Consider the following 25,243-nt stretch of genomic DNA (forward strand, 5'->3'; position numbering starts at 1 on the left):
GGTGTCAAGGTATGTTCTTTTCGGACGGGGGCTTACTTTCGGGCTCGATTAGGACATGATCAGACGGAAGTAATTCCCGAGAAAGACCAATTTGACCTCTGGAGGAAACACAGGCATGAGCGCTTACACCACAGTTGTGGTCGGTACGGACGGCTCGGAGTCGTCGATGAAGGCAGTCGAGCGTGCCGGGGCAATCGCCAATGACGGCACGGTCGTGATCGCTTGCGCCTACTTCCCGAACGACGGCAAGTCGGCCAGCGCAGCATCGGATGCCCTCCGCGACGAGGCATACCAGGTGATGGGTTCCTCGCCGACCGAAGAAATTCTGCGTCAGGGTAAGGAACGTGCGATGGCTGCCGGTGCGACGAAGGTCGTTCTCCGTGCAGTGCAGGGGGCTCCCGTGGATGCACTCCTGCAGCTCGTCGTCGACGTTCAGGCTGACCTGCTGGTCGTTGGCAACCGGGGACTCAACTCCATTGCCGGTCGACTTCTCGGTTCGGTTCCGGCCGATGTCGCCCGCCGCGCTGCGTCGGACGTCCTGATCGTGCACACCACGTAGACAGCTACGCGTCACGGACCTGCCGGAAGATCGTCGAGATCAGCCGGCAGGTCTTTTTCGTGCACGACCACCACACGCTGAGTCGCGCGAGTCATCGCCACGTACAGGTCCGACAGTCCCCGCGGTGATCCGTCGATGAGGTCGGCTGGTTCCAAGACGATCACGTTGTCGAACTCTAAGCCTTTCGACGCGGTAACCGCGTGCACGGACAGCAGCGGATCGACGTCGGACGCCGCTTGCGCTGCGGACGCAGCGTTCGCATCCGCAACGATGATCGTAGTGAGGCCTGCCCAGTCGGCGGCATGCGCTAAGCGGGCCGCCACTGCCGCTCCCTCACCCTCCTCTGCTCGAACCGCATACGGCTCGATTCCGTTGCTGCGCAACGAGGTCGGGGCCTGTTGGTCGGGACTAATGTGCTCCAAGAGTCGGTTCGCGTAGGCGGTAATTTCCGACGGCGTCCGATAGTTAACCGTCAGTTCGGCTAGGCGCCAACGATTCGCTACGTACGGGGTAAATACATCGGCCCACGACGTGCTGCCTGCCGCATCTCCGGTCTGGGCAGTGTCACCGATGATCGTCATCCACCGATTCGGGATGCGGCGCATCACCATTCGCCACGCCATCGACGAAAGCTCTTGCGCCTCATCGACAATCACATGACCGAAGGTCCATGTCCGGTCGGTGTAGGCGCGTTCAGCGGTGGTGCGGTACTGGGTGTGCTCCTGGCGTTGGGCCAATTGCTCGGCGTCGATGAGGTCGTAAGCCATCAAGATTTCCGGGTCCAGATCGTCTTCTAGATCTTGCGGTGCCGACCCGGTCAGAATGTCGAGAGCATCCTGCGCTTCCGAAAGTTGCTGCCGCCACCGAGCCCGTTCGGCACGATCTGCTTCGTCGGTGCGATAGCCAAGTAGTTCGGCGAGTTCGTCGAGCAACGGCACGTCGGCGGGGGACAAGTCGGCATCGTCGGGGAGGGGGTTGGCTGGCCGATAGAGTTCGGCGCGGTCGGCATCCGTCCAGCCGCGCGTCGACTTCCGCAGGTAAGTGGCATCGCTGTAGAGGTCGCGCAGTACCTGCTGCGGCGTCAACTGAGGCCAATAGGCGCTGATGCTCTGGACTACGGCGTCGTCGATTTCGAGCTCGTGACGGATGTCTTCCATGTCGGCTTGGGTCAACAATTGGGAACCGTCGAGGTCGCTGGATCCGATGTGTCGAGCGTGGGCGATGGCCAGTTCATCGATCCCGGCCCGCACAAATGCGCGTTGGGCCAGATTGTGGGCCTTTCGCGTGGAGCGGGCCGCAGCGCGGGCGGCCTTAATCACTTCGGTGGTGATGGGCAGTTCGTAGCCGTCGAACGGCACGGTCACTTCGGCACCGGGTAGCGACTGTCGGTTACGCACCGCGGCGCGCAGCACGTTCAGCATCCGCTGCTGATCGCCCTTGATGGCCGCTGCCGCCCGGGTATCGGTGCCAGCCGCGTGGACGTCGGGAAAGAGGTCACCGATGGTGGAGAGCAGAACTCCGGTCTCGCCGAGGGACGGCAGAACCTGCCCGATGTACCGCAAAAAGTCATCGTTCGGTCCGATGATGAGAACGCCACTGCGAGAAAGGACCTCACGGTGGGTGTACAGCAGGTACGCGGCGCGGTGCAAAGCCACCGCCGTCTTTCCGGTGCCCGGACCGCCCTGCACCACCAGCACGCCGCGATGGGTGGACCGGATGATCTCGTCCTGCTCGCGCTGGATGGTTTCGACGATGTCGATCATTTCGCCGGTGCGCGCTGTGTTGAGCGCGTCGACCAGCGCAGACTCGTTAACCACGTTCATATCGGCGCGATCGCCGTCGATAAATCCGCCGTCGACATGTCCGGACTGGAGATATTCGTCCGAGACGCTGCGGACGGAGCGTGAGCGGGTGCGGAGATGCCTGCGACGTTCGACACCTTCCGGCGCGGTGGGCGTGGCGAGATAGAAGGGCCGGGCCAGCGGTGCACGCCAGTCTAGGAGCAACGTGGTGTCGCGGTCGTCGTCGTTCAAGATTCCAATGCGTCCGATTCGACGAACCAGACCTTCGTCCCACATCGCATTGTCGGTCGGGGGAGCCTCATCGGCGGCATCCGGCAACTGTTTAGAAGCTTCGTCGGATAGGTCGAGTCGGCCGAAGTACAAATTGTGTTCGGCGGCGTCGAACTTTGCGAGGTCCTCGGTGTACATCCGCTCGTACGATTCCCGCTCGGATAGTGCCTGCGGGGTATCGACGTAGTCGCGCAAGGTCTCGCCGAGACGGCGCCGGGTATTGGCGCGCATGCGATCCAGTCGGGCATAGATAGCGTCGAGTTGGGTTTGCTCCTCGACGATTCGAGCGTCGGAATCGGGGGTCGCTGACGAAGAAACGGGGTCTGGCACGGTCACAGTCGTTCCATGTTACCGGCGAATGAGACGTTGTGCCGCCAGCGGAATCCAGCTACCAGCCGCGCTCGCGCCATTCGCCCAGATGTGGTCGCTCGATGCCGAGTTCGGTGTCCTTGCCGTGACCGGGGTAGACCACGGTGTCGTCGCCGAAGCGGTCGAAAACCTTCGCGGTGACGCCGTCGAGAAGGATCTCGAAATCACCGGGCTGCCAGGTTTTGCCAACTCCGCCGGGAAAGAGGGAGTCGCCGGAAAACAGGTGGACCCGTCCGGACGATTCAGTCAGCGCAAGCATCACCGAACCTTCGGTGTGTCCGCGGATGCCAATCACGTCGAGCGTGAGATCCCCGACCGCCACGGTGTCGCCGTCGGTCAAGGTGTGGTCGGGGTCCAAGGGGAGTTCGTCGGCGTCAGCGGCGCCGACGAGCGTCGGTACCTGCAACACGCGGTGCACTTCCTCTAGTGCCTGCCAGTGGTCGAAGTGCCCGTGGGTGGTGAGGATCTGGGTGACGGTCCCGGGAAGCTGGTCGATGAGTGCCAGAATTGTCTCGGCATCGTTGGCCGCGTCAATCAGTAGGCTCGTACCGGTGGCCGAATCAGTGACGACGTACACGTTGTTGTCCATCGGGCCGACGGACATCTTGATGATGGTGGCGTTGTCGAGCACGCGGCGTTGCGCGTTGGCGCCGTGATGATCCGGGTCGGACGAGAGGACACCGGTGTAGTCGTCGGTCAGGATTACCTGGTTGCTCATAGCTTCCAGATTAGCTGTCGGGTCAGCACCGAGACGGTTTTGTCAGAGGGTCCGCGTACGCTGATGGCCGGGTATTTCTGTGATACGCCGGGTATTTGTTTGCCGAGATGGTTCGGCGATGTGTTCGGTGATGAAAACGTGAGGAATTGTCTGTGGTTGATCGCCTGATCGTTCGGGGCGCGCGCGAGCATAATTTGCGTGGCGTCGATGTGGACCTACCGCGCGATTCACTGATTGTCTTTACCGGACTGTCAGGTTCGGGTAAGTCCTCGTTGGCGTTCGACACCATCTTCGCCGAGGGGCAACGCCGCTACGTGGAGTCGCTGTCGGCGTACGCGCGTCAGTTTCTCGGGCAGATGGACAAGCCCGACGTCGATTTCATTGAGGGACTGTCGCCCGCCGTGTCGATCGACCAAAAGTCGACCAATCGGAACCCGCGGTCGACGGTCGGCACCATCACCGAGGTCTACGACTACCTCCGCCTCCTCTATGCCCGCGCAGGTACCGCTCACTGCCCGGTGTGCGGCGAGAAGATCGAACGACAGACCCCGCAACAGATCGTCGACCAAGTCCTCCTGATGGACGAAGGCGTGCGCTTTCAAGTGCTGGCACCCGTAGTCCGCAGCCGAAAGGGGGAGTTCGTCGATCTGTTCGCCGACCTGCAAGTACAGGGTTTCGCGCGCGCCCGCGTCGATGGCGAAGTGCACCAACTCGCCGACCCGCCCAAGCTGAAGAAGCAAGAGAAGCACGACATCGACGTGGTGGTCGACCGTCTCGTCGTGAAGGCTTCGGCGCGTCAACGCCTGACCGACTCGATCGAAACGGCGCTGCGACTGGCCGACGGGATCGTCGTGCTCGACTTCGTTGATGTCGACGAGTCCGATCCCGGCCGCCAGCGGCGGTTCTCCGAAAAAATGTCTTGCCCCAATAATCATCCGATCGCCATCGATGATCTGGAACCACGGTCGTTCTCGTTCAACTCGCCTTTTGGTGCTTGCCCGGAGTGCGACGGCCTCGGTGTACGAAAGGAAGTCGACGAGACGCTCGTTGTTCCGGATCCCGACCGCACCCTGCGTGACGGTGCCATCGCACCGTGGTCGACCGGCCACAACGCCGACTACTTCCTGCGGCTGATCGAGGGCCTCGGTGAGCAGATGGGCTTCGATGTCGACACACCGTGGGAAGACCTCCCCCGCGAAGCCCGCAAGGCATTGTTGACGGGTTCCGAACACCAAGTTCATGTCCGGTTCCGCAATCGATACGGCCGTACACGGTCGTACTACACCGAGTTTGAGGGCGTGATGGCCTTCCTGTCACGTCGCGCCGATGCGACCGAATCCGAGCAGATGAAGGACCGGTACGAGGGCTACATGCGCGACGTTCCGTGCCCGGCGTGCAACGGTGCGCGCCTGCGGCCGGAGATTTTGTCGGTCACCCTCGACCACCCGATCCACGGACCCAAGTCGATTGCTGACGTCACGTCGCTGTCGGTTGCCGAATGCGCCGAGTATCTCGACGGCTTGGTGCTGGGGGAGCGCGAGGCTGCGATCGCTGGCCGCGTGTTGAAAGAAGTGCAGGCCCGGATCACGTTTCTGCTCGACGTCGGACTGGAGTACCTGTCCCTGTCGAGGGCGGCGGGTTCGCTGTCGGGTGGTGAGGCTCAACGTATCCGCCTCGCGACGCAGATCGGTGCCGGACTGGCGGGGGTCCTGTACGTCCTCGACGAGCCATCCATCGGCCTGCATCAGCGCGATAATCGCCGCCTGATCGATACCCTTGTCCGTCTCCGCGACCTCGGGAACACCCTGATTGTCGTCGAACATGACGAAGACACCATTCGGGCGGCCGACTGGATCGTCGACATTGGCCCTCGAGCCGGTGAACACGGTGGTCGTGTGGTGCACAGTGGAAGCTACGAGGGGCTACTGGAGAACTCCGAATCTATTACCGGCGCTTATCTGTCGGGTCGCGAGGTATTGCCGGTCCCGGAGATTCGCCGTCCCGTTGACAAGAAGCGACAGGTGAGCGTTGTCGGTGCCACCGAGAACAATCTGAAGAACATCGACGTGTCGTTCCCGCTAGGTGTGTTGACTGCTGTCACCGGTGTGTCAGGGTCGGGCAAGTCGACGCTCGTAAACGACATCCTCGCCACGGTCCTGGCGAACAAACTCAACGGTGCGCGTCAGGTTCCGGGTCACCACAAGCGCGTCAAAGGACTCGAGCATCTCGACAAATTGGTGCAGGTCGATCAGTCGCCGATCGGTCGGACGCCGCGCTCTAATCCGGCTACCTACACCGGAGTGTTCGACAAGATTCGCACCTTGTTTGCCGCGACTACCGAAGCCAAGGTTCGCGGCTATCAGCCGGGGCGTTTCTCGTTCAACGTCAAGGGTGGTCGCTGCGAATCGTGCATGGGCGAAGGCACCATCAAGATCGAGATGAACTTTTTGCCCGACGTGTACGTGCCCTGCGAGGTGTGCCACGGTGCGCGATACAACCGCGAAACACTTGAGGTGCACTACAAGGGCAAGACGATCTCCGAAGTCCTCGACATGCCGATCGACGAGGCTGCCGAATTCTTTGAACCGGTTACTTCAATCCACCGGTACCTGAAGACCTTGGTTGACGTGGGTCTCGGTTACGTGCGTCTCGGGCAGCCCGCACCGACGCTCTCCGGTGGTGAGGCGCAGCGCGTCAAACTGGCCGCGGAACTGCAGAAGCGGTCGACTGGTCGGACCGTCTATATTCTCGATGAGCCGACTACCGGCCTGCATTTCGAGGACATTCGCAAGCTGTTGCTCGTCATCAACGGTCTCGTCGACAAGGGCAACACCGTGATCGTTATCGAACACAACCTCGATGTCATCAAGACGGCCGATTGGGTTATCGACATGGGGCCCGAGGGTGGCAACGGCGGCGGCACCGTTGTCACACAGGGCACACCCGAGCACGTGGCGTCCGAGTCGAGTAGTCACACCGGCAAGTTCCTCGCGGAACTACTTGTCGCGCATTGATTTTCGGATCTCGTCGAGTTTTTTCTTCGCAGCTTCGTCGCGCTTGGCCATCGCTTCATCGATCTGGGTAGCCGCTGGCGTGGCCGCAGCGAGCTCTTCACTGCCAATCGCGGTGGCGGCACGCTTTTCGATCTTGTCGCGGATGTGGTCGAACGTCGGGACGCCCGACTCGGTGTACCCGGTGACGTCCTCAAAAGAGGGTGCTTGCACGGTCGGTGTGAAGTCCGGTGCAGGCACAATCTCGGCATCGAGCGGCTCTTCGCTGGGCGAATCGGGAACGTTGTTGGAGGTCATGGCTCCAGCCTAGTGGGGGGTCTGGGCTCCCTAACCGACGTTGACCCGTGAAACCGTTAGGAGCCGCTTGGGTAGACCGAAGTACGAACCCGGTGCGGTCGGAATGAAGCCTGCGTCCGACACACTCTCCGCGAGGCGTAGGCCGTCCGCGTCTATCGTGCCGACGACGCTGTAGACGGGTGCGCTAATCACTGGTTTCACGGTGATAAAGAACGCCGCCGAACCGCCGTCGCCGGATGACGAATCGGCAGCGTTGGGGTTAGCCATGGCGACCGTCCCAACGGGGTAAACAACCTGTTGCCTACCGATCCCATCGACTTTCCCGGGGACCGGAGACAACGCGGTTGGGAATTCATCCGGGGACGTCCATCCGGGACTTCCAACGTTGGACTGAATGTCGGTGCTGCCTGGGGTTGCTGGGGCAGCCCCGCACATCAAGATGTAGCTACTGACGCGACTGCAAGCTGAACCATCGAAGAATCCGGATTTTGCGAGGGTGGTAAGCGCCGCAGCGTTGCACGGGGCGCCCTCGTTCAATTGGACGCGCAAGTTGCCGCCAGAGGTCACAAAGGTCAACGATCCGAGATCGGTTGTCGGCTGATCAGGCTGCGGTGCGGGCACGGACCTCCCCGTCGGCGGTGCCGGCGTGAACCTACACGAGGCCATTGGCGAATTAGGAGACGTTGACTCGTCCGCGATCGGCAGCGGCGCGTCTTCCGCGGTTGGGCCGTAACTCGACCGAAGCGCAAGTATCGTCCCGGCGACTGCAGCGACAACGAAAATGGTCGCCGCGACCACGATGGCACCGAAGCGGCCACCGCGACGTGATCGAGATGATCCAGAACTCATCATCATCGGCGGCGGTGGCGGCGATGGCGCGGGGATGGTCGGTTGGTGCGGAGGAGCGAGCGGGAACTTCGGGGGTCGTTCCGATACGCGATAGTGGGCTGGAGCTTGCTGCGTCGGTTGCCATTCCGGTGCCTGCCCATCAATCGCAGCGCGGGCTGCGGCCGCAAACGCTCTAGCCGTCGAGTAGCGGTCACCCGGTGCTTTTGCGAGGCCACGCGAGATCACTTCGTCGAGTGATGTCGCGGTCGTTGGGATGGCGTCGAACAAGTGTCCCCGCATGGTCAGTGCGTAGTCGCCAGTACCGAATGGTGGTCGACCTGTGATTCCCTCGAACAAGATGCAGGCCAGGGAATAGACATCGACGCCACCGTCGATGGGCACATTGCTGAATCGTTCCGGTGCCATGTAGGCGATAGAACCAATTGTGGTGCCAGTGGCGGTCAGCCGCGGATCACCCAGGGACTGAGCGATTCCGAAGTCGGTCAGGTAGGCAAAGCCTGAACTGTCGATCAAAATATTGTCGGGCTTTACATCTCGATGCACCAGACCCGCGGCGTGCGCGTGGTCGAGAGCGCTCGCGATTTGTTCGATGACCGCCACCGTCTCGTTCAACGACGGCGGGCTACCAATTCTGAGCGCTTCACGGAAGCGATCACCCAACGATTCACCGTCGACGAGTCGCATATCGAGGAACAATGTGCCGTCGATCTCGCCCCAATCGTGAATTGGAACAATGTGCGGATCGCCGAGTGCCGCCGCGATCCGTGACTCGCGCTCGAACCGGGACCGATACGAGGCGTCTTTCGCTAGATGTGCAGGCAGCAACTTGAGCGCGACGACCCGCCCCCGGCGGGTGTCGGTTGCCCGGTACACCACGCCCATCCCGCCGCGGCCAAGGATCGAATCTAGGCGGTAGTCGCCGAGCCGATTGTCGCCACCCCCGTACGACTCCGTCACGGCGGTAGCTAACCCTTAACAGGTCCGGTGAACTGCTCGCCTGGCCCTTCGCCGGGCTCATCGGGGTAGGCCGACGCCTCGCGGAAGGCGAGTTGCAGGGCGCGGAGACCGTCCTGTAGCGGCTTGCGGTGCATACCCAAGTCGCCGAGTGCAGCGACAACCAGGCCGGCGAGGGCGCTGATCAACGCACGGGCTTCGGGCAGGTCTACCGAATCGGGATCGGCGCCTTCGGCGAGCGCCAATTTCTCGGCTGCCGAACTCATCAGCATGACCGCCGAGCGGGTGATGACCTCGACCGCGGGAATGTCGATGAGGTCGCGGACGTTGTCATCGTCTACCGGCTGGTTGGCAACGTGAACGTTGTCATCCGAATCGGACTGGTCTGGGGAATAGGAGTTAGGGCTCACGCCTGATAGAGTGTCACAACATGACCGCCTTGGCTCACGCCGGGGTAGCAAGAGGATTCTTTCGAGTCCCACCGCGCGACACCGTCTTAGACGCGTAGTTTCACGGTTCCGGTCACACCATCGCCAGTCGATGAAACAACGAAAGTTGGTTCTCGGCGGGCACAATGGTGTTTTCGGCCTCGAATCCTCCTCTCGCTTGCCAGTCCTATGGTCGGCCACAAGGAAAACATTGATCGAGGAGGCCACATCAGCACTGATACCCGCATCAACGAGCGCATCCGCGTCCCGGAGGTCCGTCTTGTCGGACCCGGTGGAGAGCAGGTGGGCATTGTGCGTGTTGAAGATGCGCTCCGCCTGGCTTACGAAGCCGACTTGGACCTGGTAGAGGTCGCGCCCGACGCGCGCCCACCGGTGTGCAAGATCATGGACTACGGCAAGTTCAAGTACGAGGCGGCGCAGAAGCAGCGCGAGTCCCGCCGTAATCAGCAGATGACCGTCGTGAAGGAGCAGAAGCTCCGTCCCAAGATCGACGACCACGACTACGAGACCAAAAAGGGTCACGTTGTTCGCTTCCTCGAAGCGGGCTCCAAGGTCAAGGTCACGATTATGTTCCGCGGTCGCGAGCAGTCCCGCCCAGAGTTGGGATTCCGCCTGTTGCAGCGGTTGGGCAACGACGTCGCCGAGTACGGCTTCGTCGAGACTTCCGCTAAGCAAGACGGCCGCAACATGACGATGGTTCTCGCCCCACACAAGGGCGCGAAGACTCGCACCAAGGCTCAGCAGGATTCGCAAGATTCCTAGTTAAGACCGCACGGTCTGCGAATAACCGCAGGACCAGACACACTGAAGTAGACGTGAAGTCACCGCCGGGATATTTCCGGGCGGAGTACGGCTTCGCCCGAATTAAGGAAACCAATGCCGAAGAGCAAGACGCACAAGGGCACCGCGAAGCGATTCAAGGTGACCGGCAGCGGCAAGATCGTCCGCGAGAAGGCTGGCAAGCGCCACCTCCTGGAGCACAAGTCCTCGCGCGTCACCCGTCGCCTGAGCGGCACCGCAGTTGTCAGTGACAACGACGCACCGCGTATCAAGCGCCTGCTGAACCGCTGATTCCCCTTAAAGACTTTTAGAAGGACGTAAAGACTAATGGCACGTGTAAAAAGGGCGGTAAACGCCCAGAAGAAGCGCCGCTCCGTACTTGAGGCCTCGAAGGGCTACCGCGGACAGCGCTCGCGCCTGTACCGCAAGGCCAAGGAGCAGCAGCTCCACTCGATGACCTACGCGTACCGTGACCGTCGTGCGCGCAAGGGTGACTTCCGCAAGCTGTGGATTACCCGCATCAACGCCGCAGCGCGTGCGAACGACATCACGTACAACCGCTTTATCCAGGGCCTTAAGCTCGCGGAGATCGAGGTTGACCGCAAGGTGCTCGCCGATATCGCCGTCACCGACCCGGCTGCGTTCACCGCACTGGTTGAGGTCGCGCGCAAGGCGCTGCCCGCCGACGTTAACGCGCCGGCTGCCTAATCTCCCAGAGATCACAGGTGAGCTTTTCCCGACCCGCGACGGATGTTCTGAGCGAACGTTCGTCGCGGGTCGTCTCTTTGGCCAAACTGCATCGTGCGCCCGTCCGCCGCAGTGAAGGTCGTTTTCTGGCGGAGGGGGCCAATTCTGTCGATGCGGCGCTGCACACTGGCCGCGCCACGGAGTTGCTGGTCCGAGACAAGGATTCCGAGCGGCACGCCGATCTGATTGACCGGGCGATCGACGCCGACATTCCGGTGTACTGGCTCTCCGATCGCGCAGCCGACAGGCTCTCGGAGACCAAGACTGCGCCCGGCATCTTCGCCGTCTGCGACCTGTTAACCGTCGAATTGGCTCCGGTGTTGGCGAAGAAACCGACCCTGCTGGTGATCGCGGTGGAACCGCGCGAACCTGGCAACCTTGGAACCCTCGTCCGCTGTGCCGACGCGATGGGTGCTGACGCGGTGGTGTTGCTCGGGGACTCCGTGGACCCGCACAACGGAAAGAGTGTCCGGGCAAGCGCAGGCAGCATCTTCCATGTTCCCGTGGTCCGCAGCGTTGACGTCGCCGGGGGACTTGCCGCGGTGGCCAATGCTGGCATCGCCACGCTTGCTACCACGATGAATGGTGACCTCAGCCTCGACGATGCCGACGCTGTCCTGGCTTCGCCGCATGCGTGGCTGTTTGGAAACGAAGCGCATGGCCTACCGGACGAGGTGATTGCTGATGCCAGTGAACGGATTCGTATCCCCTTGCGGGGTCGGGCCGAAAGTCTGAACCTCGCCGCAGCTAGCGCCGTCTGCCTGTATGCCAGTGCCCGTGTCCAGAGCGCATAACCCCAGCGCTGATAACCCCAGCGCTGCTAACCGGGTCACTCGGACGCATCTGCTTTTCAGTTACGGCACCCTGATGGATCCGGCCGTGCAGGACGGAGTCTTCGGCAGGCCCATGCCGACCACGCCTGACGCGTTACCGGGTTTCCGCATCGACAAGCTCACGATCACCGATCCCGAAGTGATCGCTCTCAGCGGCATAGAAACGCACCTGATTCTTCGACCGGATCCAGACGCCTTGGCAGTGCCGGGTGCGCGGCTGGAACTCGACGATGCCGGACTGGCAGCTGCCGACGATTACGAAGTTGATGACTACCGTCGCGTGGAGGTAACCCTGGCTTCGGGCTTGCGCGCATGGGTGTATTTGGCGGCCGACGATGCGATCGGCGTCACGGACGTCGAGTCTCGCTAAGTTAGGTTAGGTAACGCTACTATCGTCCGGTGGGGTCGCAGGCCCCGGTGAAGGGCAGCGTGATGGCGGCAAATTCGACGCAACTCCAGCGACGGACAGAATCTATGGTTGGCGTGGCCTCAAGTAGCCCTGCGCCCACACCGGCGAGGCTCCGAGCCGAATCGCTCACCGTGGGCTACGACGGCGTCACCGTGATTGACGGACTGAACGTCAAAATTCACACCGGGCAGGTCACGACCATCGTGGGACCGAATGGCTGCGGCAAATCCACCCTGTTGCGCACCCTGTCGAGATTGCTGAACCCGAAAGCTGGGCAGGTGATCCTCGACGGTAAGGACATCGCGACGCTCAAGCCCAAAAAGGTGGCGCGCACGCTCGGCATTTTGCCGCAGAATCCGACGGCACCGGAGGGCTTGACCGTTGCCGAGTTGATCTCTCGCGGCAGGCACCCGCACCAGTCGTGGTACCGGCAGGCGTCGTCGGGGGACGACGCTGCCGTTGTGCGGGCGATGAGGATGACCGCGACGGACTCCCTCGCGAACCGCCGTGTGGACTCGCTTTCGGGAGGGCAGCGCCAGCGCGTGTGGATCGCGTTGACCCTTGCCCAAGAAACCGACCTGCTGTTGCTTGACGAACCGACCACGTACTTGGATCTTGCTCATGCCGTTGACGTTCTCGACCTTGTCGATGAACTGCGGACTGAGCACGGCAAGACCGTGGTCATGGTTCTTCACGATCTGAATTTGGCTGCGCGATACAGTGATTCGCTGATCGTGATGCGGTCCGGCCAGATCGTCGCCGAGGGCAGCCCGGAGGAAGTCCTGAATCCGACGTTGCTCCGGGAGGCCTTTGGGCTCGGGTCGCAGATTGTGCAGGACCCGATCAGCGGCACACCGATGGTGGTGCCGATAGGGCGCCGCGGCCGCCGGTCCTGAGCACAACCCGCTTACGCATCGGCCAGCTTAATCTGCTGCGGAACACTCAACTTGTCTGAGGTGACGGCCGGATCTCCACCCTGCCCGAGCTTGTTGATCCCCCAGCAGTAGCGGGCGTCGAGGGTGAGCGCGCAGGTGACGCTCGAGTTCGTCTCAATCTGCTGAACGTCGCTCAACGTCGTGATCTCGGTCGGTGTGTACTGACGCGAAGTGCTGCCGAGCCCAAGCTGACCGTAAGTGTTGTTGCCCCAGCAACTGGCCTTACCGTCGACGACCGCACAGAACGAGCCGATATCGACCGTCACCTGTGACGCGCCGGTGAGACCCTGAATCCGGAGTGGTGTGCTGATCGATTCGTCCGACGAGCTATTGACCTGCTTGTTCTGGTTGTTACCCCAGCAGTAGACCTCACGGTCCGCGACCGCGCACGTATTCCAGAACTGCAACTTGTCAATGTTTCCGCCACCAACCGACACCGAGGTCACGTTCTTCAACGACGAGACCTTGGTCGGCGTGGCGTGTTCGTTGGTGGTGCCATCGCCGAGTTGGCCGTTCCAGTTACGGCCCCAGCAATACAGTTCAGCTGAAGCGATCGCACAGACTGAACCGGAACGAGACGATACGGCCGTCACGTTCGACAAACCGGGCACCTTGGTAGGCGCGGACAGGCTTTCTGAATCGTTTGGCTGGCCGAGAGCGCCGGCGTAGAAGCCCCAGCAGTACAAGTCGCCGTCAGACACGGCGCACGTCGATGAGTACGACGTTGCGACCGTGGTGACTTTTCCCAATCCGGGTACCTTGAACGGGCTGGTCTTGTCGCTGGTGGAACTGGGGTCGCCGGCCTGGTTGAACAGGTTTTCGCCCCAGCAGTAGAGCGCCTCATTGGCGACCGCGCAGGTTGTGGCCGACACTGAGTTCGACGAACTCGAGGTGAAAGCACCCATGGCGACAGCGGTGACGTTCGTCAGACCGGGAACCTTGGTCGGTGTCTTCGTCGAGGCGGTGGAACCGATTCCGAGTTGACCGTTGGAGTTGTCACCCCAGCAAAAGAGTTCACCCTCGTCGATCATGCACTGGCTACCGGAAGATCCGGCCGTCTGTGGCGTTGAGAATGCTTCGACGGTGGCTGTATCGCTACTAGACGGCCACCACAGGGGACTGGTACCTGCCACCGCAATCGCCAGCACGGCGACAACGGCAGCAATGATCCACGGTGTTTTGCTCTTCTTCCGGGCGGTCAACTGGCCACCGGTGAAACCGAACGGCTGGCCGGGGAACGACGGCGGCCCCGGAGCGAACTGCTGACCCGAGAACTGCTGACCGGCGAACTGCTGACCCGAGTACTGCTGACCGGAAAACTGCTGGCCCGCGAAGGGCGAATTTGGAAGCTGCATCTGGGGAGCAGGCTGTGGCGTGGTCCCCGGAGTGAGCGTTGCCGGGTACGGTGCGGCGACCGTGGCCCCGAACTGGGTGAGCGCGCCGGTTCCCGGAGTATGCGGCGGCGTCGGCTGGGGACCCGATGGATAGACCGATGGCGGTATCGCTGGCTGCTGCGTCGCCGTTTGGTGCGCTGCCGGTTGATTGAGGGCGACATCGAGGGCGGCGGCAAAGGCCCGACAATCGGGATAGCGGGCGGCCGGATCCTTGGCCATCGCCTTGGTCAATACCGGGCCCAACATATTGAGGTCGGGCCGAATCGTGCCGAGCGCGGGCGGCTGCTCCTGGATGTGCGCCATCATCAGAGACGTCGGCGTCTCTGCCTTGAAGGGGGTCTGTCCGGCCAACAATTCGAACACGGTGCACGCGAGGGAGTACTGGTCCGAGGCAGGGCCAGCGGCGATCCCCTGGATCACTTCGGGTGCGGTGTACGTAACGGTGCTGATGATCGAATTGACCGCGGTCAGCTGTGGTGAATCAGCCAGCTTCGCGATTCCGAAATCGAGCAGCACCGCTCGACGGAGCCGACCGTCGGAATGGCGGGTGACCACAATGTTCGCTGGCTTGATGTCGCGATGAACCACCGAAGAAGCGTGTGCGTAGTCGAGGGCGTCGGCCACCTGCCCGATCGCTGTGACAACCTCGGATGGAGTAAGGCGCGCGGTGGCCAGGTTAGGTCCATCGAGGTAGCTCATCGAGAACCACGGCTGCCCGTCCTCGATGCCGTAGTTGTGAATCGTGATAATGCTTGGATGATCGAGGGCGGCCATCGTGCGCGCCTCATTGTTGAAGCGCTGCTGAAAGTCTTGGTTCTCGGCAGAGGCACCCACGGAAATGAGTTTGACCGCTTCGCGACGCTGCAGTTGCTCGTTTTCCACGACATAGACCTCGCCCATGCCGCCAGCCCCGAGCAATTCGACGACGCGGTACCCGGCAATCTTCGTTCCCGGCGCTTTGGCCATTCCCACGCTTCTCCTCGGTCGATTGCAGCAGAGTCACCATGCTGCGGCCAGCTGCGCTGGCAATCACGCTCACATGTTCGGATCACACAATACGGTCGTGCGGTTTCAGATGCGAAAGGCTGGGCCCTGTAGTCAGTCAATCAACTGGTTGCGGCGTGGCCGGTGCGCAGCACGCGAGAAATCGTTGGGGGACAAGGCCGGTCAAAAAATGCTGGCGTTGAGAAGCCGGGGTTGAAAAGCTAGGGCCACCACAGCGGAGCCGTCACCGCGACGACCACCATCACTGACACCGCCAGCCACACCATGATCCAACCCAGCGTGGTAGCCGTCGACGTCGGCGGCGCAGGTGTTGGAACCTGGGGAAGTTGCCCGGGTGGTGCCCAACCAATACCGGGAGACGGCGCCGCCGGTGCGACAGCACCGAGGTTGAGAGCGCGCTGACACTCGTCGGTGAAGGCCCGGCAACTCGGGAAGCGGTCCGCCGGGTATTTCGCCATCGCCCGTGCCAGGACCGGACCCAAGGCAGCCAAATCTGGACGAAGGAAGCCGAGATTCGGCACTGGTTGGTGCACATGCGCCAACATCATGGACGCGGGGTTGTCGGCGGGGAATGGCACTGTCCCGGTGAGGACCTCGTACGTGGTGCACGCCAGTGAATACTGGTCGGAGGCCGCCGTGGCGGGAAGCCCGCTGATGACCTCGGGCGCGGTAAATGCCGAGGTGCCGACAACCGCGTTCATGGCAGTCAAGCGCGGAGAGTCAGCGAGTTTGGCTAGTCCGAAGTCGAGGAGGACAGCCCGGAAATCGGATCCCTCCCCGGCCAACGTGATATTCGCCGCTTTAACGTCTCGGTGGATAACGTCGTGCTGGTGGGCGTAATCGAGACCGTCAGCGATCTGGCCAATCGCATTCACCACCTCGGCGGGAGTCAGGACTGCGGCGGCCAGGCTCGGCCCATCAATAAGGTTCATGGTGAACCATGGCCGGTCATTGTCGACCCCGTTGTTGTGAATAGTGATGATGCTCGGGTGATCGAGCGCCGCCAAGGTTCGTGCCTCGATCGCGAACCGTTGCTGAAACTCGGGATTCGACGCGCCAGCAAACGAGATGACTTTCATCGCCTCGCGGCGGCGCAGGTGCTCGTTCTCGACCACGTAGACATCACCCATGCCGCCGGATCCAAGCAAGTCGATAATCCGATACCCGCCGATTGTCATTCCCGGTGCGTACTGCATTCGCCTCGATTTCTCAGTGTCGACTTTTCGGCAGCGTGAGGTACTACGGCTATCAGAAGGTCACTTTCAGTGGCGTTGTCTGCTTCTCGGCGTCGGCAGATGAATTGCCGATGTTGCCGCGACTCGATGCGCCCCAGCAGTACACCTCGTTGCTCTCGTCCATCGCACACGTGGAGCTTTGCCCGGTTGTGATGGCCTTGACGTTGGTCAGTCCGGTAACGGGTGTCGGCTTCATCTGGTCCTCGGTGTTGCCGTTGCCGAGCTGACCGAAAGTGTTGTTGCCCCAGCATTGTGCTGCGGAACCATCAACGACGCACGCACCCTGGACATCCACCGAAACCTGTTTGGGGTCTTCGATCCCCGAAACCTCCACCGGGACGGTCCGATTCCCGGGGCCATCGACAGCGTTGCCCCAGCAGTACACCTTGCCGTCAGCGACGGCGCAGGAGGAACGGTGGTAAAGATCCTTCTCGCGGTCGTACGAACCACCCACCGAGATCGATGTCACGTTCTTCAGGTTCTGGACTTTGACCGGGGTGCTCGTTTGCGTCGTGGTGCCATTGCCGATCTGGCCGTCGTCGTTGCCTCCCCAGCAGTATGCGGAGTTGTCGTCGCCAGCGATGGCGCACATGGTCGATCCATCACCAGCGACGTACGACACGTTCTTCAATGCCGTTACCTTTTGCGGTGTCGCCACGACCTCCGCCGTATTGCCAGTGCCGATCATGCCGGCTTCTCCACTGCCCCAGCAGAACAGCTCTTTGTCGACGCTGACCGCGCACGTTGTGCCGGCAGCGGTACGAATCGCCGTCGACTTACCAAGTCCCGGGACTTTCACCGGAGCCTGGCGCCCCTCCGTGGACCCATCGCCGACCTGCCCGTAGCGGTTGGCCCCCCAGCAATAAACATCGCCGTCCGCAATTGCGCACGCCGTGGTCGGATAGCCGTCGTTCTTGGACCGGTAGTTGCCGATCGAAACGGCAGTCACGTTGGTGAGTCCCGGGACTTTGACCGGCGTGTTGTGCGTGCCGGTACCGCCGTCGCCGATCTGGCTGAACTCGTTGTCGCCCCAGCAGAACAGATCCCCGTTCTGCACGGCACACGCGGTTCCGGATTCCACAGCGAGCAGGGATTCCGGAAACGCGAGGGGTGCGGGAGCCGATTCGCCCTTAAACAACCAGAGCGGAGTTGTCGCCGCGACCGCGAGCAACACAATTGCGGCCAGAGACAGGGCAACCCAAAGACCCTTCTTGCTCTTTTTAGTCGGCGGCACCGCGCCCCCGACCCATGCTGGCCCTGCCACACCCGCGACGGGTGGAGGCGAACCCGCGCCACTGAAGTTGCTCGGGCCCTGTTGGGGATGCCCGCCGCCTGGCGCGTACATACCCGCCCCGACAGGTGGGACCATTCCCGGCTGGGACATTCCTGGTTGCGAGAAACCCGGCTGAACCATTCCCGGATGCGACGGGTTCGATTGCTGCATGGCCGGTTGCTGCATGCTCGGTGGCGGTGTCGAGACAGGCGGCGGAGTCATGGTGCCCCGCCCATACGGAGGCGGTGTCGGCGTCGGCGCGGACTGCGGGTGAAAAGGCTGCGGGGCGGGAGTCTGCGGGGCGGGAGTCTGATACGACGGCTTCGGTACCGCCACCGCAGTGGCCGTCCCGAGTTGGGTCTGGGCAAATGCGCGCTTCAACTCGTCGGTGAATGCCTGACAATTACTGAACCGTGCCGCCGGATCCTTCGCCATCGCACGGGCCAGAACCGGCCCCAAAGGCGCAAGGTCCGGTCGTGCCTGACCCAACATCGGCGGTGGGGTTTGGATGTGCGCCATCATCAACGCGGTGGTGGTGTCTGCTTTGAAGGGCGCACCGCCAGCGAACAACTCGTACGCTGTGCAGGCTAGGGAATACTGATCCGAAAGCGCCGACGCATGTTGACCGCTGATGATTTCGGGTGCGGTATAGGCGGCAGTGCCGACCACGGAATTCACGGCGGTCAACTGCGGAGAATCGGCCAACTTCGCAATCCCAAAATCCAACATGATGGCGCGCGCAATGGACCCATCATCGTTTCGGGTGATGACAATGTTCGCCGGTTTGATGTCCCGATGAATCACCGTGCGTGCGTGCGCATAGTCAAGGCCATCGGCAACCTGCCCGAGCACCAACACCGCATCGGCTGGCGACAGAGTGGTAGAAGCCAAATCCGGTCCGCGCACGTAACTCATCGTGAACCAGGGCAAACCGTCGGCGACGCCGTAGCTGTGCACGGTGATGATGCTCGGATGATCCAGCGAAGCCGCGGTGCGGGCCTCATTGCTGAAGCGCTGCTGGAAATCCGGATTCGACGCCCCGCTTACCGAAATGACTTTCATCGCTTCGCGTCTTTGCAACTGCTCGTTCTCGACGACATAAACATCGCCCATGCCACCGGAACCGAGTAGTTCTACCACTCGATAACCAGCAATTTGGCTTCCTGGCGTTGCAGACATCCCTAGACCTCCCGGGTGGCCGTCTAATACGACGGTCGGATTATGTTGTCGATGACGCTATCGCATTGGGCGAGGTATTTTCTGACGCTCGTCACTTATGCGAACGACACGTTGGCTCAGTGTTCTCAGGCGACGATCACCGGCCTCGCGGGTCGGCAAACCTGGTCGCGTGCCCGGGTGGTGTGCCGTCGGCGATCCGGGTGGAGGCCGGGGAGAATTTCAGGGAAGCAATGCGATTCGACTAATCTGACAGCAAGTTCTTTTCACCGCCCAACACGGCAAATAGGAGATGCGAGCCCGGTGGCTGACGACACTGCTCCCAACGAATTCCCGACGAGCGCCGAATTGGATGCCGCTGTCGCTGACGCGATCGCCGCCTTCGAAGGTGCCACCGACCTCGAGTCGCTGGCCGCAGCGAAAACCGCCTACTTTGGTGATCGTTCGCCGATTGCCCTCGCCCGCCGCGCGCTCGGAAGTTTGCCTAAGGAAGAACGATCGGCCGCGGGCAAGCTCGTCAATGAAGTCCGTGGCAAGGTCCAGACGGCGCTGGATGCACGCACCGAAATTCTCACTGCCGAGCGTGATGCCGCAGTCCTGGTCGCCGAGTCCATCGATGTCACGTTGCCGTCTGGCCGCCGTGGACGCGGTGCCCGCCATCCCATCACGGTGATCGGCGACCAAGTTGCCGATGTCTTCGTGGGGATGGGCTGGGAGATCGCCGAAGGCCCCGAGGTCGAAACCGAACACCACAACTTCGATGCCCTGAACTTTTTGCCCGACCACCCCGCGCGGTCGATGCAAGACACGTTCTACATTGCGCCCGAAGGCTCCCGCCAGGTGCTCCGCACCCATACTTCGCCCGTCCAGGTGCGGTCGATGCTCACTCGGGACGTTCCGATTTACGTTGCTTGCCCCGGCCGGACCTTCCGGACCGACGAACTCGATGCCACGCACACCCCGGTTTTCCATCAGATCGAGGGCCTGGCTGTCGACAAGGGGCTCACCATGGCCAACCTCCGGGGCACCCTCGAAGTGCTCGCGAAGGCCTTGTTTGGCCCCGAGACGACCACCCGTATGCGGGCCAGCTATTTCCCGTTTACCGAACCGTCGGCAGAGGTCGACGTGTGGTTCCCCGGTAAGAAGGGTGGCGCGGGCTGGGTGGAGTGGGGTGGCTGCGGCATGGTCAACCCGAATGTGCTCCGATCCAGCGGCATTGACCCCGAGGTTTACACGGGATTTGCCTTCGGGATGGGATTGGAACGGACGCTGCAGTTCCGCAACGACCTGCCTGACATGCGCGACATGGTGGAAGGCGATATCCGCTTCACCCTGCCCTTCGGGCCCGCGCTCTAAACGCTAGCCCGGCCCCACAAGAATCTTCCGAAAGTAGTTGGTGAACAAGTGCGTCTCCCACAGTCCTGGCTGACCGAGGTCCTGCGCGCAGGCACTCCGGACTGGTCCGCGTCGACCGAAGAGATCGACGCGGGATTCGTCCGCGTCGGGTTCGAAATCGAAGATGTCGAGCCATTCCCCGAGATCACCGGGCCACTGGTGATTGGCCGCGTGGCCACAATCGAAGAACTCACCGAATTTAAGAAGCCCATTCGTTTCTGCCAGGTCGACGTCGGCGAAGAAGCGCCGCGCGACATTGTGTGCGGCGCCCGCAACTTCGGTGAAGGCGACCTTGTGGTGGTGGCACTGCCGGGTGCGGTGCTCCCGGGAGACTTCGCAATCGCCACGCGCAAGACCTATGGGCGGACTTCCGACGGCATGATCTGCTCGGTGAGCGAACTGGGCGTCGGTAACGACCACTCCGGGATCCTGGTCCTGACGCCGGGAACCGCAGAGCCCGGCGCGTCTGCCCACGAGGTCCTTGGCCTTGCCGACACCGCCATCGACATCAATGTGACGCCCGACCGCGGTTACGCCTTCTCGATGCGCGGCCTGGGCCGCGAGCTCGCCAGCGCCTTCGAGGTCCCGTTCGTCGACACCGGCCTGGCAAGCGCTCCGCTCGACGCGACCGCCCCGGGCGACGCCTGGCCCGTCGCCATCGACGACGACAGCAAGGCAACCCGCTACACCGCCCGCCTACTGACCGGGGTCGACGCGACTGCCTCATCTCCGTGGTGGATGGCTAAACGACTCATGGTCGCGGGGATCCGTCCCATCTCAGCGATTGTCGACATCACCAACTACGTGATGATTGAGCTCGGTCAACCGTTGCACGCCTTCGACGCCGACAAGGTTGTGGGCACCGTCCGCGTCCGTGCGGCGCAGGCGGGGGAGACTCTGGAGACCCTCGACGGTGTGACCCGCAAGCTCGATCCCGAAGATATTGTCATCGCCGATGACTCGGGCCCGATCGCGCTGGCGGGCGTGATGGGTGGCGCATCGACGGAGGTTTCCCACGCCACCACAAACGTGCTGCTCGAGTCGGCCAATTTCGACCAGGTTCGGGTTTTCCGCACCGGCAAGCGGCACAAGTTGTCGTCGGAAGCCGCCAAGCGATTCGAGCGGATGGTCGATCTCGAAATCACCGCCGTCGCCTCCGACCGCGCCGCGGCGCTCATCGCCGAGATTGCGGGCGGAGCGGTGGCAGGCCCGTTGGCTGACGTGCGCGTCGAGGGTGATTCCGCGCCCGTCATCGAGATCGCTCCCAACCTTCCGGACGAGACCGCAGGTGTCGAATACCCGGCGGGAACCACTGCCGCGCGACTGCGGGAAGTTGGTTGCACGGTTGTCGGTGACGCACCTCTGCGGGTGACGCCGCCGTCGTGGCGACCGGACCTGCGTCAGCGCGCTGATCTGGTGGAAGAAGTGCTCCGCTTGGAGGGCCTGGAGGACATTCCGGCAATCGTGCCGCGCGCGACCGGCGGCACCGGCCTCACGGCCGCGCAGCGACGTCGCCGGGCAATTGGCATCGGCTTGGCGACGGACGGATTCGTGGAAGTACTCCCGTACCCGTTTATGCCCGCTGGCGTATTCGATGACTGGGGGCTGCCGGAAAATGATCCGCGCCGCAACGCCGTGTCGGTGCTGAACCCGCTGGAGTCCGACCGCCCGCAGCTCAATACGACCCTTCTGCCCGGCATCATGGAGATGGCGGCGCGCAACATTGCCCGCGGACGTCGTGACCTGGCGTTGTACACCATCGGTCAGGTGGTACTCGGCGGCAACCAGGGGCCAACGGTGCCCGCACTCGATGTCACGCGTCGACCTACGCAGCAGGAACAGGCGGCCCTCGATGCCTCGCTGCCGGATCAGCCGCTGCATGTCGGTGTCCTGTTGACGGGCCTACGTGAACCGGCTGGTGCGCTAGGTGCCGGTCGTCCGGCCGACGCTTACGACGCGTTCGAGGCGGCCCGCCAAATTGGGCGTGCGGCCGACGTGGAGATTTCGCTGGTGTCCGACGATCACCTCCCGTGGCATCCGGGCCGCTGTGCACGCCTCGAAGTTGACGGCACCGTGGTTGGCTACGCGGGCGAACTGCATCCGGCAGTGCTTGAACGGATGGGACTACCTGCCCGACTGTGCGCGGTCGAGATCAACATTGACGCGTTGCCGTTGCAAGAGAACCTGGCATCGCCGCGAGTCTCGCCGTTCCCGGCCGTCCTTCAGGACGTGAACGTTGTGGTCGCGGAAACTGTTGCGGCGCAAGACGTGCAAGACGCCCTGGTGGCTGGCGCAGGTGACCTCCTCGAGTCAATCGCGCTATTCGACGTTTTCAGCGGGGAACAGGTTGGCGAAGGAAACAAATCGTTGACCTTCGCGTTGACCTTCCGCGCAGCCGATCGAACGCTCACCGAGGACGAAGGCTCCGAGGCCAAGATGGCGGCCGTGGCTCATGCTGCTGAGGCGGTCGGGGCGCGACTGCGTTGATTCGCGTTCTCTTTACCGCGGTCGCGGGCGTCCTCGTTTTTACGTGGCTGCACCGTCGATTAATCCGGCTGCCCGGACTGACGGGTCGTTGGGCGGTCGCCGCCGACGTCATATTGGCGGCCCTGACGGCGACCACCGTGGCGGCATTCGCGGTTGGCGGACCGCTCGACCCATCGTGGGCTCGGCCGCTTGGCTTCCTTGGCTTCACCTGGGCGGCCGTCATCTATTACCTGATGCTTGGCACCCTGCTGATCGCCGTGGCGCGATTGATCGCACGGGGTATCGCTCGGTTGCGTGGGAAGAACGCGGGTCGCGACGTCGGCATCCGCACGACGGCGGTCGCGACGGCAGTCGTGGTTGTCGGATCTCTTGCCGCTGTGGGATACGGCCTTGTCGAGGCCTCGTCGCCGCGAATCGTCACGGAGACCGCAACAATCAAGAATCTGCCCGCCGGGTTCGACGGCGCGAAGGTGGCCCTGGTGACCGACGTGCATGCGGGACCGGCGCGTGGCGCGGACTTTGTGCGTCAGGTTGTCGACAAGGTGAACGCGCAGAACCCCGACCTGGTGATCCTTGGCGGCGACCTCACCGATGGCACCGTGGCGCACGTGGGGCCCGATTTGTTGCCGCTCAAGGAGCTGCGGGCACCGTTGGGTGTCTACGCCGTGAGCGGCAATCACGAGTATTACGTCGTCGACGGTGGGTCGTGGCTCGATTTTTGGGAGACGCTCGGGATCAAGACACTCCGAAACCAGCGGGTGGAATTGCACCGCGGCGGAGGGGTTATCGATCTGGCTGGCGTGTACGACAAGACGGCTCCGGAACCGCATGCTCCGGACTACGGGAAGGCCTTGGGCGATCGCGTCGCCGACCGTCCGGTGATCTTTGTGGCGCACCAGCCGAGCCAGGCATTCGAAGCCGCCAAGTACGGTGCTGATCTGCAGTTGTCCGGGCACACCCATGATGGACAGATGTGGCCCAACACGTACATCGTGGCGCTGGAAGAACCGGTAACCGCCGGGTGGGGCGATGTTGATGGCGTGCCGATCTACGTGACCCGGGGGACCGGGGCCTGGGGGCCACCGGTGCGCGTTCTAGCGCCGCCGGAAATCACGATCCTTACCCTGCGGCCGTAACCCCGCAAATATTTGGCTGCATTAAATTCCGCGATCGTGCATAATAATCGTATGAGTATTAAGGTGGCAGTAGCCGGCGCGAGCGGTTACGCGGGCGGCGAGATCCTTCGACTGCTGTGCGGTCATCCGCGCCTGACGTCCGGTGAGCTGGAGATCGGTGTACTGACCGCGGGCGGCAACGCGGGCACTCGACTCATCGAGCATCACAAGAATTTGTTCCCGCTGGCCGATCGCATCCTTGAGGAGACGACACCGGAAGTCCTCGCCGGACACGACGTGGTCTTCCTCGGGTTGCCGCACGGGCAGTCGGCCGCCATCGCGAATACTCTGTCGCCGAGCACGTTGATCGTCGACTGCGGTGCTGACTTCCGGCTCGAAGACTCCAGTGAATGGGCGGCGTACTACGGAGGTACGCATGCCGGTACCTGGCCCTACGGAATGCCCGAGCTCCCCGGGAACCGGGAAAAGCTTGAAGGCGCCAGCCGAATCGCGGTACCCGGCTGCTACCCAACGGTCTCGATCTTGACCCTGCTGCCTGCACTGGCTTCGGGCCTCGTCGAACCGTCGGTCAACGTGGTCGCAATGTCCGGCACTTCCGGTGCCGGCCGCTCCCCGAAGGTCAACCTGCTGGCCGCCGAAGTGATTGGGTCGGTTCGGGCCTACGGCGTCGGCGGAATGCATCGGCATACGCCGGAAATCACCCAGGCGCTCTCCGCTGCGGCGGCTATGCCGGTCACCGTCTCCTTTACTCCGGTCCTGGTGCCGACCACTCGAGGCATCCTCGCAACGTGCTCGGCCAAGACCAGCGCGTCCATTGACGAAATTCGGGCGGCGTACGAAAAGGCCTACGCGAACGAACCTTTTGTGAACCTGCTCCCGTTGGGAGAGTTCCCAGAGACCGGTTCCGTGATTGGCACCAACATGGTGTCCATCGGCATTTCGGTTGACGAACGCTCCGGCACCTTTGTGGCCGTGGGTGTGGTCGACAACCTCACCAAGGGCACCGGCGGTGCCGCCGTTCAGTCGATGAACCTCGCCCTCGGTTGGGGCGAACTTGAAGGCCTGCCGATGGTGGGCGTGGCCCCGTGACACGTGACCCAGCAAGTACCGACCCAACCAGTAGTAAGCCTTCGGACCTCATCGCAAAGGACCAGACAACC

The 25,243-nt window shown here is 62.6% G+C and carries 20 protein-coding genes; 12 read left to right on the forward strand and 8 right to left on the reverse strand.

What is annotated here, in order from left to right:
• Positions 1–115 precede the first annotated feature (115 nt).
• Positions 116–559, forward strand: a complete 444-nt coding sequence (locus AC1L34_RS03575; protein ID WP_424295218.1) for a universal stress protein — start codon at positions 116–118, stop codon at positions 557–559.
• Between the two features lie 11 nt (positions 560–570).
• Here AC1L34_RS03575 and AC1L34_RS03580 read toward each other — a convergent pair whose 3' ends face one another.
• Positions 571–2,967 carry a HelD family protein gene (locus AC1L34_RS03580; RefSeq protein WP_424295216.1) on the reverse strand — a complete coding sequence of 799 codons (2,397 nt, stop codon included), beginning with the start codon at positions 2,965–2,967 and terminating at the stop codon, positions 571–573.
• A 52-nt stretch (positions 2,968–3,019) separates the two neighbouring features.
• Positions 3,020–3,718 carry an MBL fold metallo-hydrolase gene (locus tag AC1L34_RS03585; RefSeq protein ID WP_424295214.1) on the reverse strand — a complete coding sequence of 233 codons (699 nt, stop codon included), beginning with the start codon at positions 3,716–3,718 and terminating at the stop codon, positions 3,020–3,022.
• A gap of 152 nt (positions 3,719–3,870) precedes the next feature.
• Here AC1L34_RS03585 and uvrA point away from each other — a divergent pair, with 152 nt between their 5' ends.
• A complete protein-coding gene (gene uvrA, locus AC1L34_RS03590) occupies positions 3,871–6,732 on the forward strand; it encodes an excinuclease ABC subunit UvrA (RefSeq protein ID WP_424323960.1) in 2,862 nt (953 codons plus the stop codon).
• On the opposite strand, the gene AC1L34_RS03595 is transcribed toward uvrA, so the two are convergent.
• From AC1L34_RS03595 to AC1L34_RS03605, 3 genes are read right to left on the reverse strand one after another with little or no spacing between them, the layout of a single operon-like run.
• Positions 6,715–7,026, reverse strand: a complete 312-nt coding sequence (locus AC1L34_RS03595) for a hypothetical protein (RefSeq protein WP_424323959.1) — start codon at positions 7,024–7,026, stop codon at positions 6,715–6,717. The genes uvrA and AC1L34_RS03595 overlap by 18 nt on opposite strands.
• A 30-nt stretch (positions 7,027–7,056) precedes the next feature.
• Entirely contained in the window at positions 7,057–8,832 is a 1,776-nt protein-coding gene (locus AC1L34_RS03600) for a protein kinase domain-containing protein (RefSeq protein ID WP_424324469.1), read from the reverse strand.
• 8 nt (positions 8,833–8,840) lie between these two features.
• On the reverse strand, positions 8,841–9,239 hold the full coding sequence (locus tag AC1L34_RS03605; protein WP_424295206.1) for a DUF1844 domain-containing protein: 399 nt from the start codon (positions 9,237–9,239) through the stop codon (positions 8,841–8,843).
• A gap of 207 nt (positions 9,240–9,446) precedes the next feature.
• Between AC1L34_RS03605 and infC the strand changes: the two genes are divergently transcribed.
• The 6 genes from infC (at position 9,447) to AC1L34_RS03635 (ending at position 12,943) form a co-directional block, all read left to right on the forward strand.
• Entirely contained in the window at positions 9,447–10,040 is a 594-nt protein-coding gene (infC, locus tag AC1L34_RS03610) for a translation initiation factor IF-3 (RefSeq protein ID WP_424321801.1), read from the forward strand.
• A gap of 114 nt (positions 10,041–10,154) precedes the next feature.
• Positions 10,155–10,349, forward strand: a complete 195-nt coding sequence (gene rpmI, locus AC1L34_RS03615; protein WP_424295204.1) for a 50S ribosomal protein L35 — start codon at positions 10,155–10,157, stop codon at positions 10,347–10,349.
• A gap of 36 nt (positions 10,350–10,385) precedes the next feature.
• Entirely contained in the window at positions 10,386–10,766 is a 381-nt protein-coding gene (gene rplT, locus AC1L34_RS03620; RefSeq protein ID WP_424295202.1) for a 50S ribosomal protein L20, read from the forward strand.
• A gap of 17 nt (positions 10,767–10,783) precedes the next feature.
• Positions 10,784–11,599: a TrmH family RNA methyltransferase gene (locus AC1L34_RS03625; RefSeq protein ID WP_424321800.1), complete on the forward strand. Its 816-nt coding sequence runs from the start codon at positions 10,784–10,786 to the stop codon at positions 11,597–11,599.
• 73 nt (positions 11,600–11,672) lie between these two features.
• Positions 11,673–12,008, forward strand: a complete 336-nt coding sequence (locus tag AC1L34_RS03630) for a gamma-glutamylcyclotransferase (RefSeq protein WP_480035301.1) — start codon at positions 11,673–11,675, stop codon at positions 12,006–12,008.
• A gap of 104 nt (positions 12,009–12,112) precedes the next feature.
• The gene (locus tag AC1L34_RS03635) at positions 12,113–12,943 is read left to right on the forward strand and encodes an ABC transporter ATP-binding protein (RefSeq protein WP_424296906.1); all 831 of its coding nucleotides are present in this window, start codon (positions 12,113–12,115) and stop codon (positions 12,941–12,943) included.
• Positions 12,944–12,954: 11 nt separating this feature from the next.
• On the opposite strand, the gene AC1L34_RS03640 is transcribed toward AC1L34_RS03635, so the two are convergent.
• The 3 genes from AC1L34_RS03640 to AC1L34_RS03650 all read right to left on the reverse strand — a co-directional run bounded on the left by AC1L34_RS03640 (position 12,955) and on the right by AC1L34_RS03650 (position 19,068).
• Entirely contained in the window at positions 12,955–15,342 is a 2,388-nt protein-coding gene (locus AC1L34_RS03640; RefSeq protein WP_424321798.1) for a protein kinase domain-containing protein, read from the reverse strand.
• Positions 15,343–15,581: 239 nt separating this feature from the next.
• Positions 15,582–16,559 carry a serine/threonine-protein kinase gene (locus tag AC1L34_RS03645; protein ID WP_424296878.1) on the reverse strand — a complete coding sequence of 326 codons (978 nt, stop codon included), beginning with the start codon at positions 16,557–16,559 and terminating at the stop codon, positions 15,582–15,584.
• A gap of 70 nt (positions 16,560–16,629) precedes the next feature.
• Positions 16,630–19,068, reverse strand: a complete 2,439-nt coding sequence (locus tag AC1L34_RS03650; RefSeq protein WP_424321797.1) for a protein kinase domain-containing protein — start codon at positions 19,066–19,068, stop codon at positions 16,630–16,632.
• Between the two features lie 300 nt (positions 19,069–19,368).
• On the opposite strand from AC1L34_RS03650, the gene pheS reads away from it, so the two are divergent.
• From pheS to argC, 4 genes are read left to right on the forward strand one after another with little or no spacing between them, the layout of a single operon-like run.
• Positions 19,369–20,421 carry a phenylalanine--tRNA ligase subunit alpha gene (gene pheS / locus AC1L34_RS03655; protein WP_424296882.1) on the forward strand — a complete coding sequence of 351 codons (1,053 nt, stop codon included), beginning with the start codon at positions 19,369–19,371 and terminating at the stop codon, positions 20,419–20,421.
• A gap of 48 nt (positions 20,422–20,469) precedes the next feature.
• On the forward strand, positions 20,470–22,947 hold the full coding sequence (gene pheT, locus AC1L34_RS03660) for a phenylalanine--tRNA ligase subunit beta (protein WP_424296884.1): 2,478 nt from the start codon (positions 20,470–20,472) through the stop codon (positions 22,945–22,947).
• The gene (locus AC1L34_RS03665; RefSeq protein WP_424296886.1) at positions 22,944–24,083 is read left to right on the forward strand and encodes a metallophosphoesterase; all 1,140 of its coding nucleotides are present in this window, start codon (positions 22,944–22,946) and stop codon (positions 24,081–24,083) included. Before pheT ends, AC1L34_RS03665 begins: the two co-directional genes overlap by 4 nt.
• A gap of 51 nt (positions 24,084–24,134) precedes the next feature.
• A complete protein-coding gene (gene argC, locus AC1L34_RS03670; protein WP_424296888.1) occupies positions 24,135–25,172 on the forward strand; it encodes an N-acetyl-gamma-glutamyl-phosphate reductase in 1,038 nt (345 codons plus the stop codon).
• Positions 25,173–25,243 lie beyond the last annotated feature (71 nt).

The organism is Gordonia sp. 34D (genome assembly GCF_056682775.1).

Excerpts from the sequence above, each read along its gene's own strand:
- AC1L34_RS03575 (WP_424295218.1), top strand. The coding sequence starts at position 116 with ATGAGCGCTTACACCACAGTTGTGGTCGGTACGGACGGCTCGGAGTCG.
- AC1L34_RS03585 (WP_424295214.1), bottom strand. The coding sequence starts at position 3,718 with ATGAGCAACCAGGTAATCCTGACCGACGACTACACCGGTGTCCTCTCG.
- AC1L34_RS03595 (WP_424323959.1), bottom strand. The coding sequence starts at position 7,026 with ATGACCTCCAACAACGTTCCCGATTCGCCCAGCGAAGAGCCGCTCGAT.
- infC (WP_424321801.1), top strand. The coding sequence starts at position 9,447 with ATGGTCGGCCACAAGGAAAACATTGATCGAGGAGGCCACATCAGCACT.
- rpmI (WP_424295204.1), top strand. The coding sequence starts at position 10,155 with ATGCCGAAGAGCAAGACGCACAAGGGCACCGCGAAGCGATTCAAGGTG.
- rplT (WP_424295202.1), top strand. The coding sequence starts at position 10,386 with ATGGCACGTGTAAAAAGGGCGGTAAACGCCCAGAAGAAGCGCCGCTCC.
- AC1L34_RS03630 (WP_480035301.1), top strand. The coding sequence starts at position 11,673 with ATGGATCCGGCCGTGCAGGACGGAGTCTTCGGCAGGCCCATGCCGACC.
- AC1L34_RS03635 (WP_424296906.1), top strand. The coding sequence starts at position 12,113 with ATGGTTGGCGTGGCCTCAAGTAGCCCTGCGCCCACACCGGCGAGGCTC.
- AC1L34_RS03640 (WP_424321798.1), bottom strand. The coding sequence starts at position 15,342 with ATGGCCAAAGCGCCGGGAACGAAGATTGCCGGGTACCGCGTCGTCGAA.
- AC1L34_RS03645 (WP_424296878.1), bottom strand. The coding sequence starts at position 16,559 with ATGACAATCGGCGGGTATCGGATTATCGACTTGCTTGGATCCGGCGGC.
- AC1L34_RS03650 (WP_424321797.1), bottom strand. The coding sequence starts at position 19,068 with ATGTCTGCAACGCCAGGAAGCCAAATTGCTGGTTATCGAGTGGTAGAA.
- argC (WP_424296888.1), top strand. The coding sequence starts at position 24,135 with ATGAGTATTAAGGTGGCAGTAGCCGGCGCGAGCGGTTACGCGGGCGGC.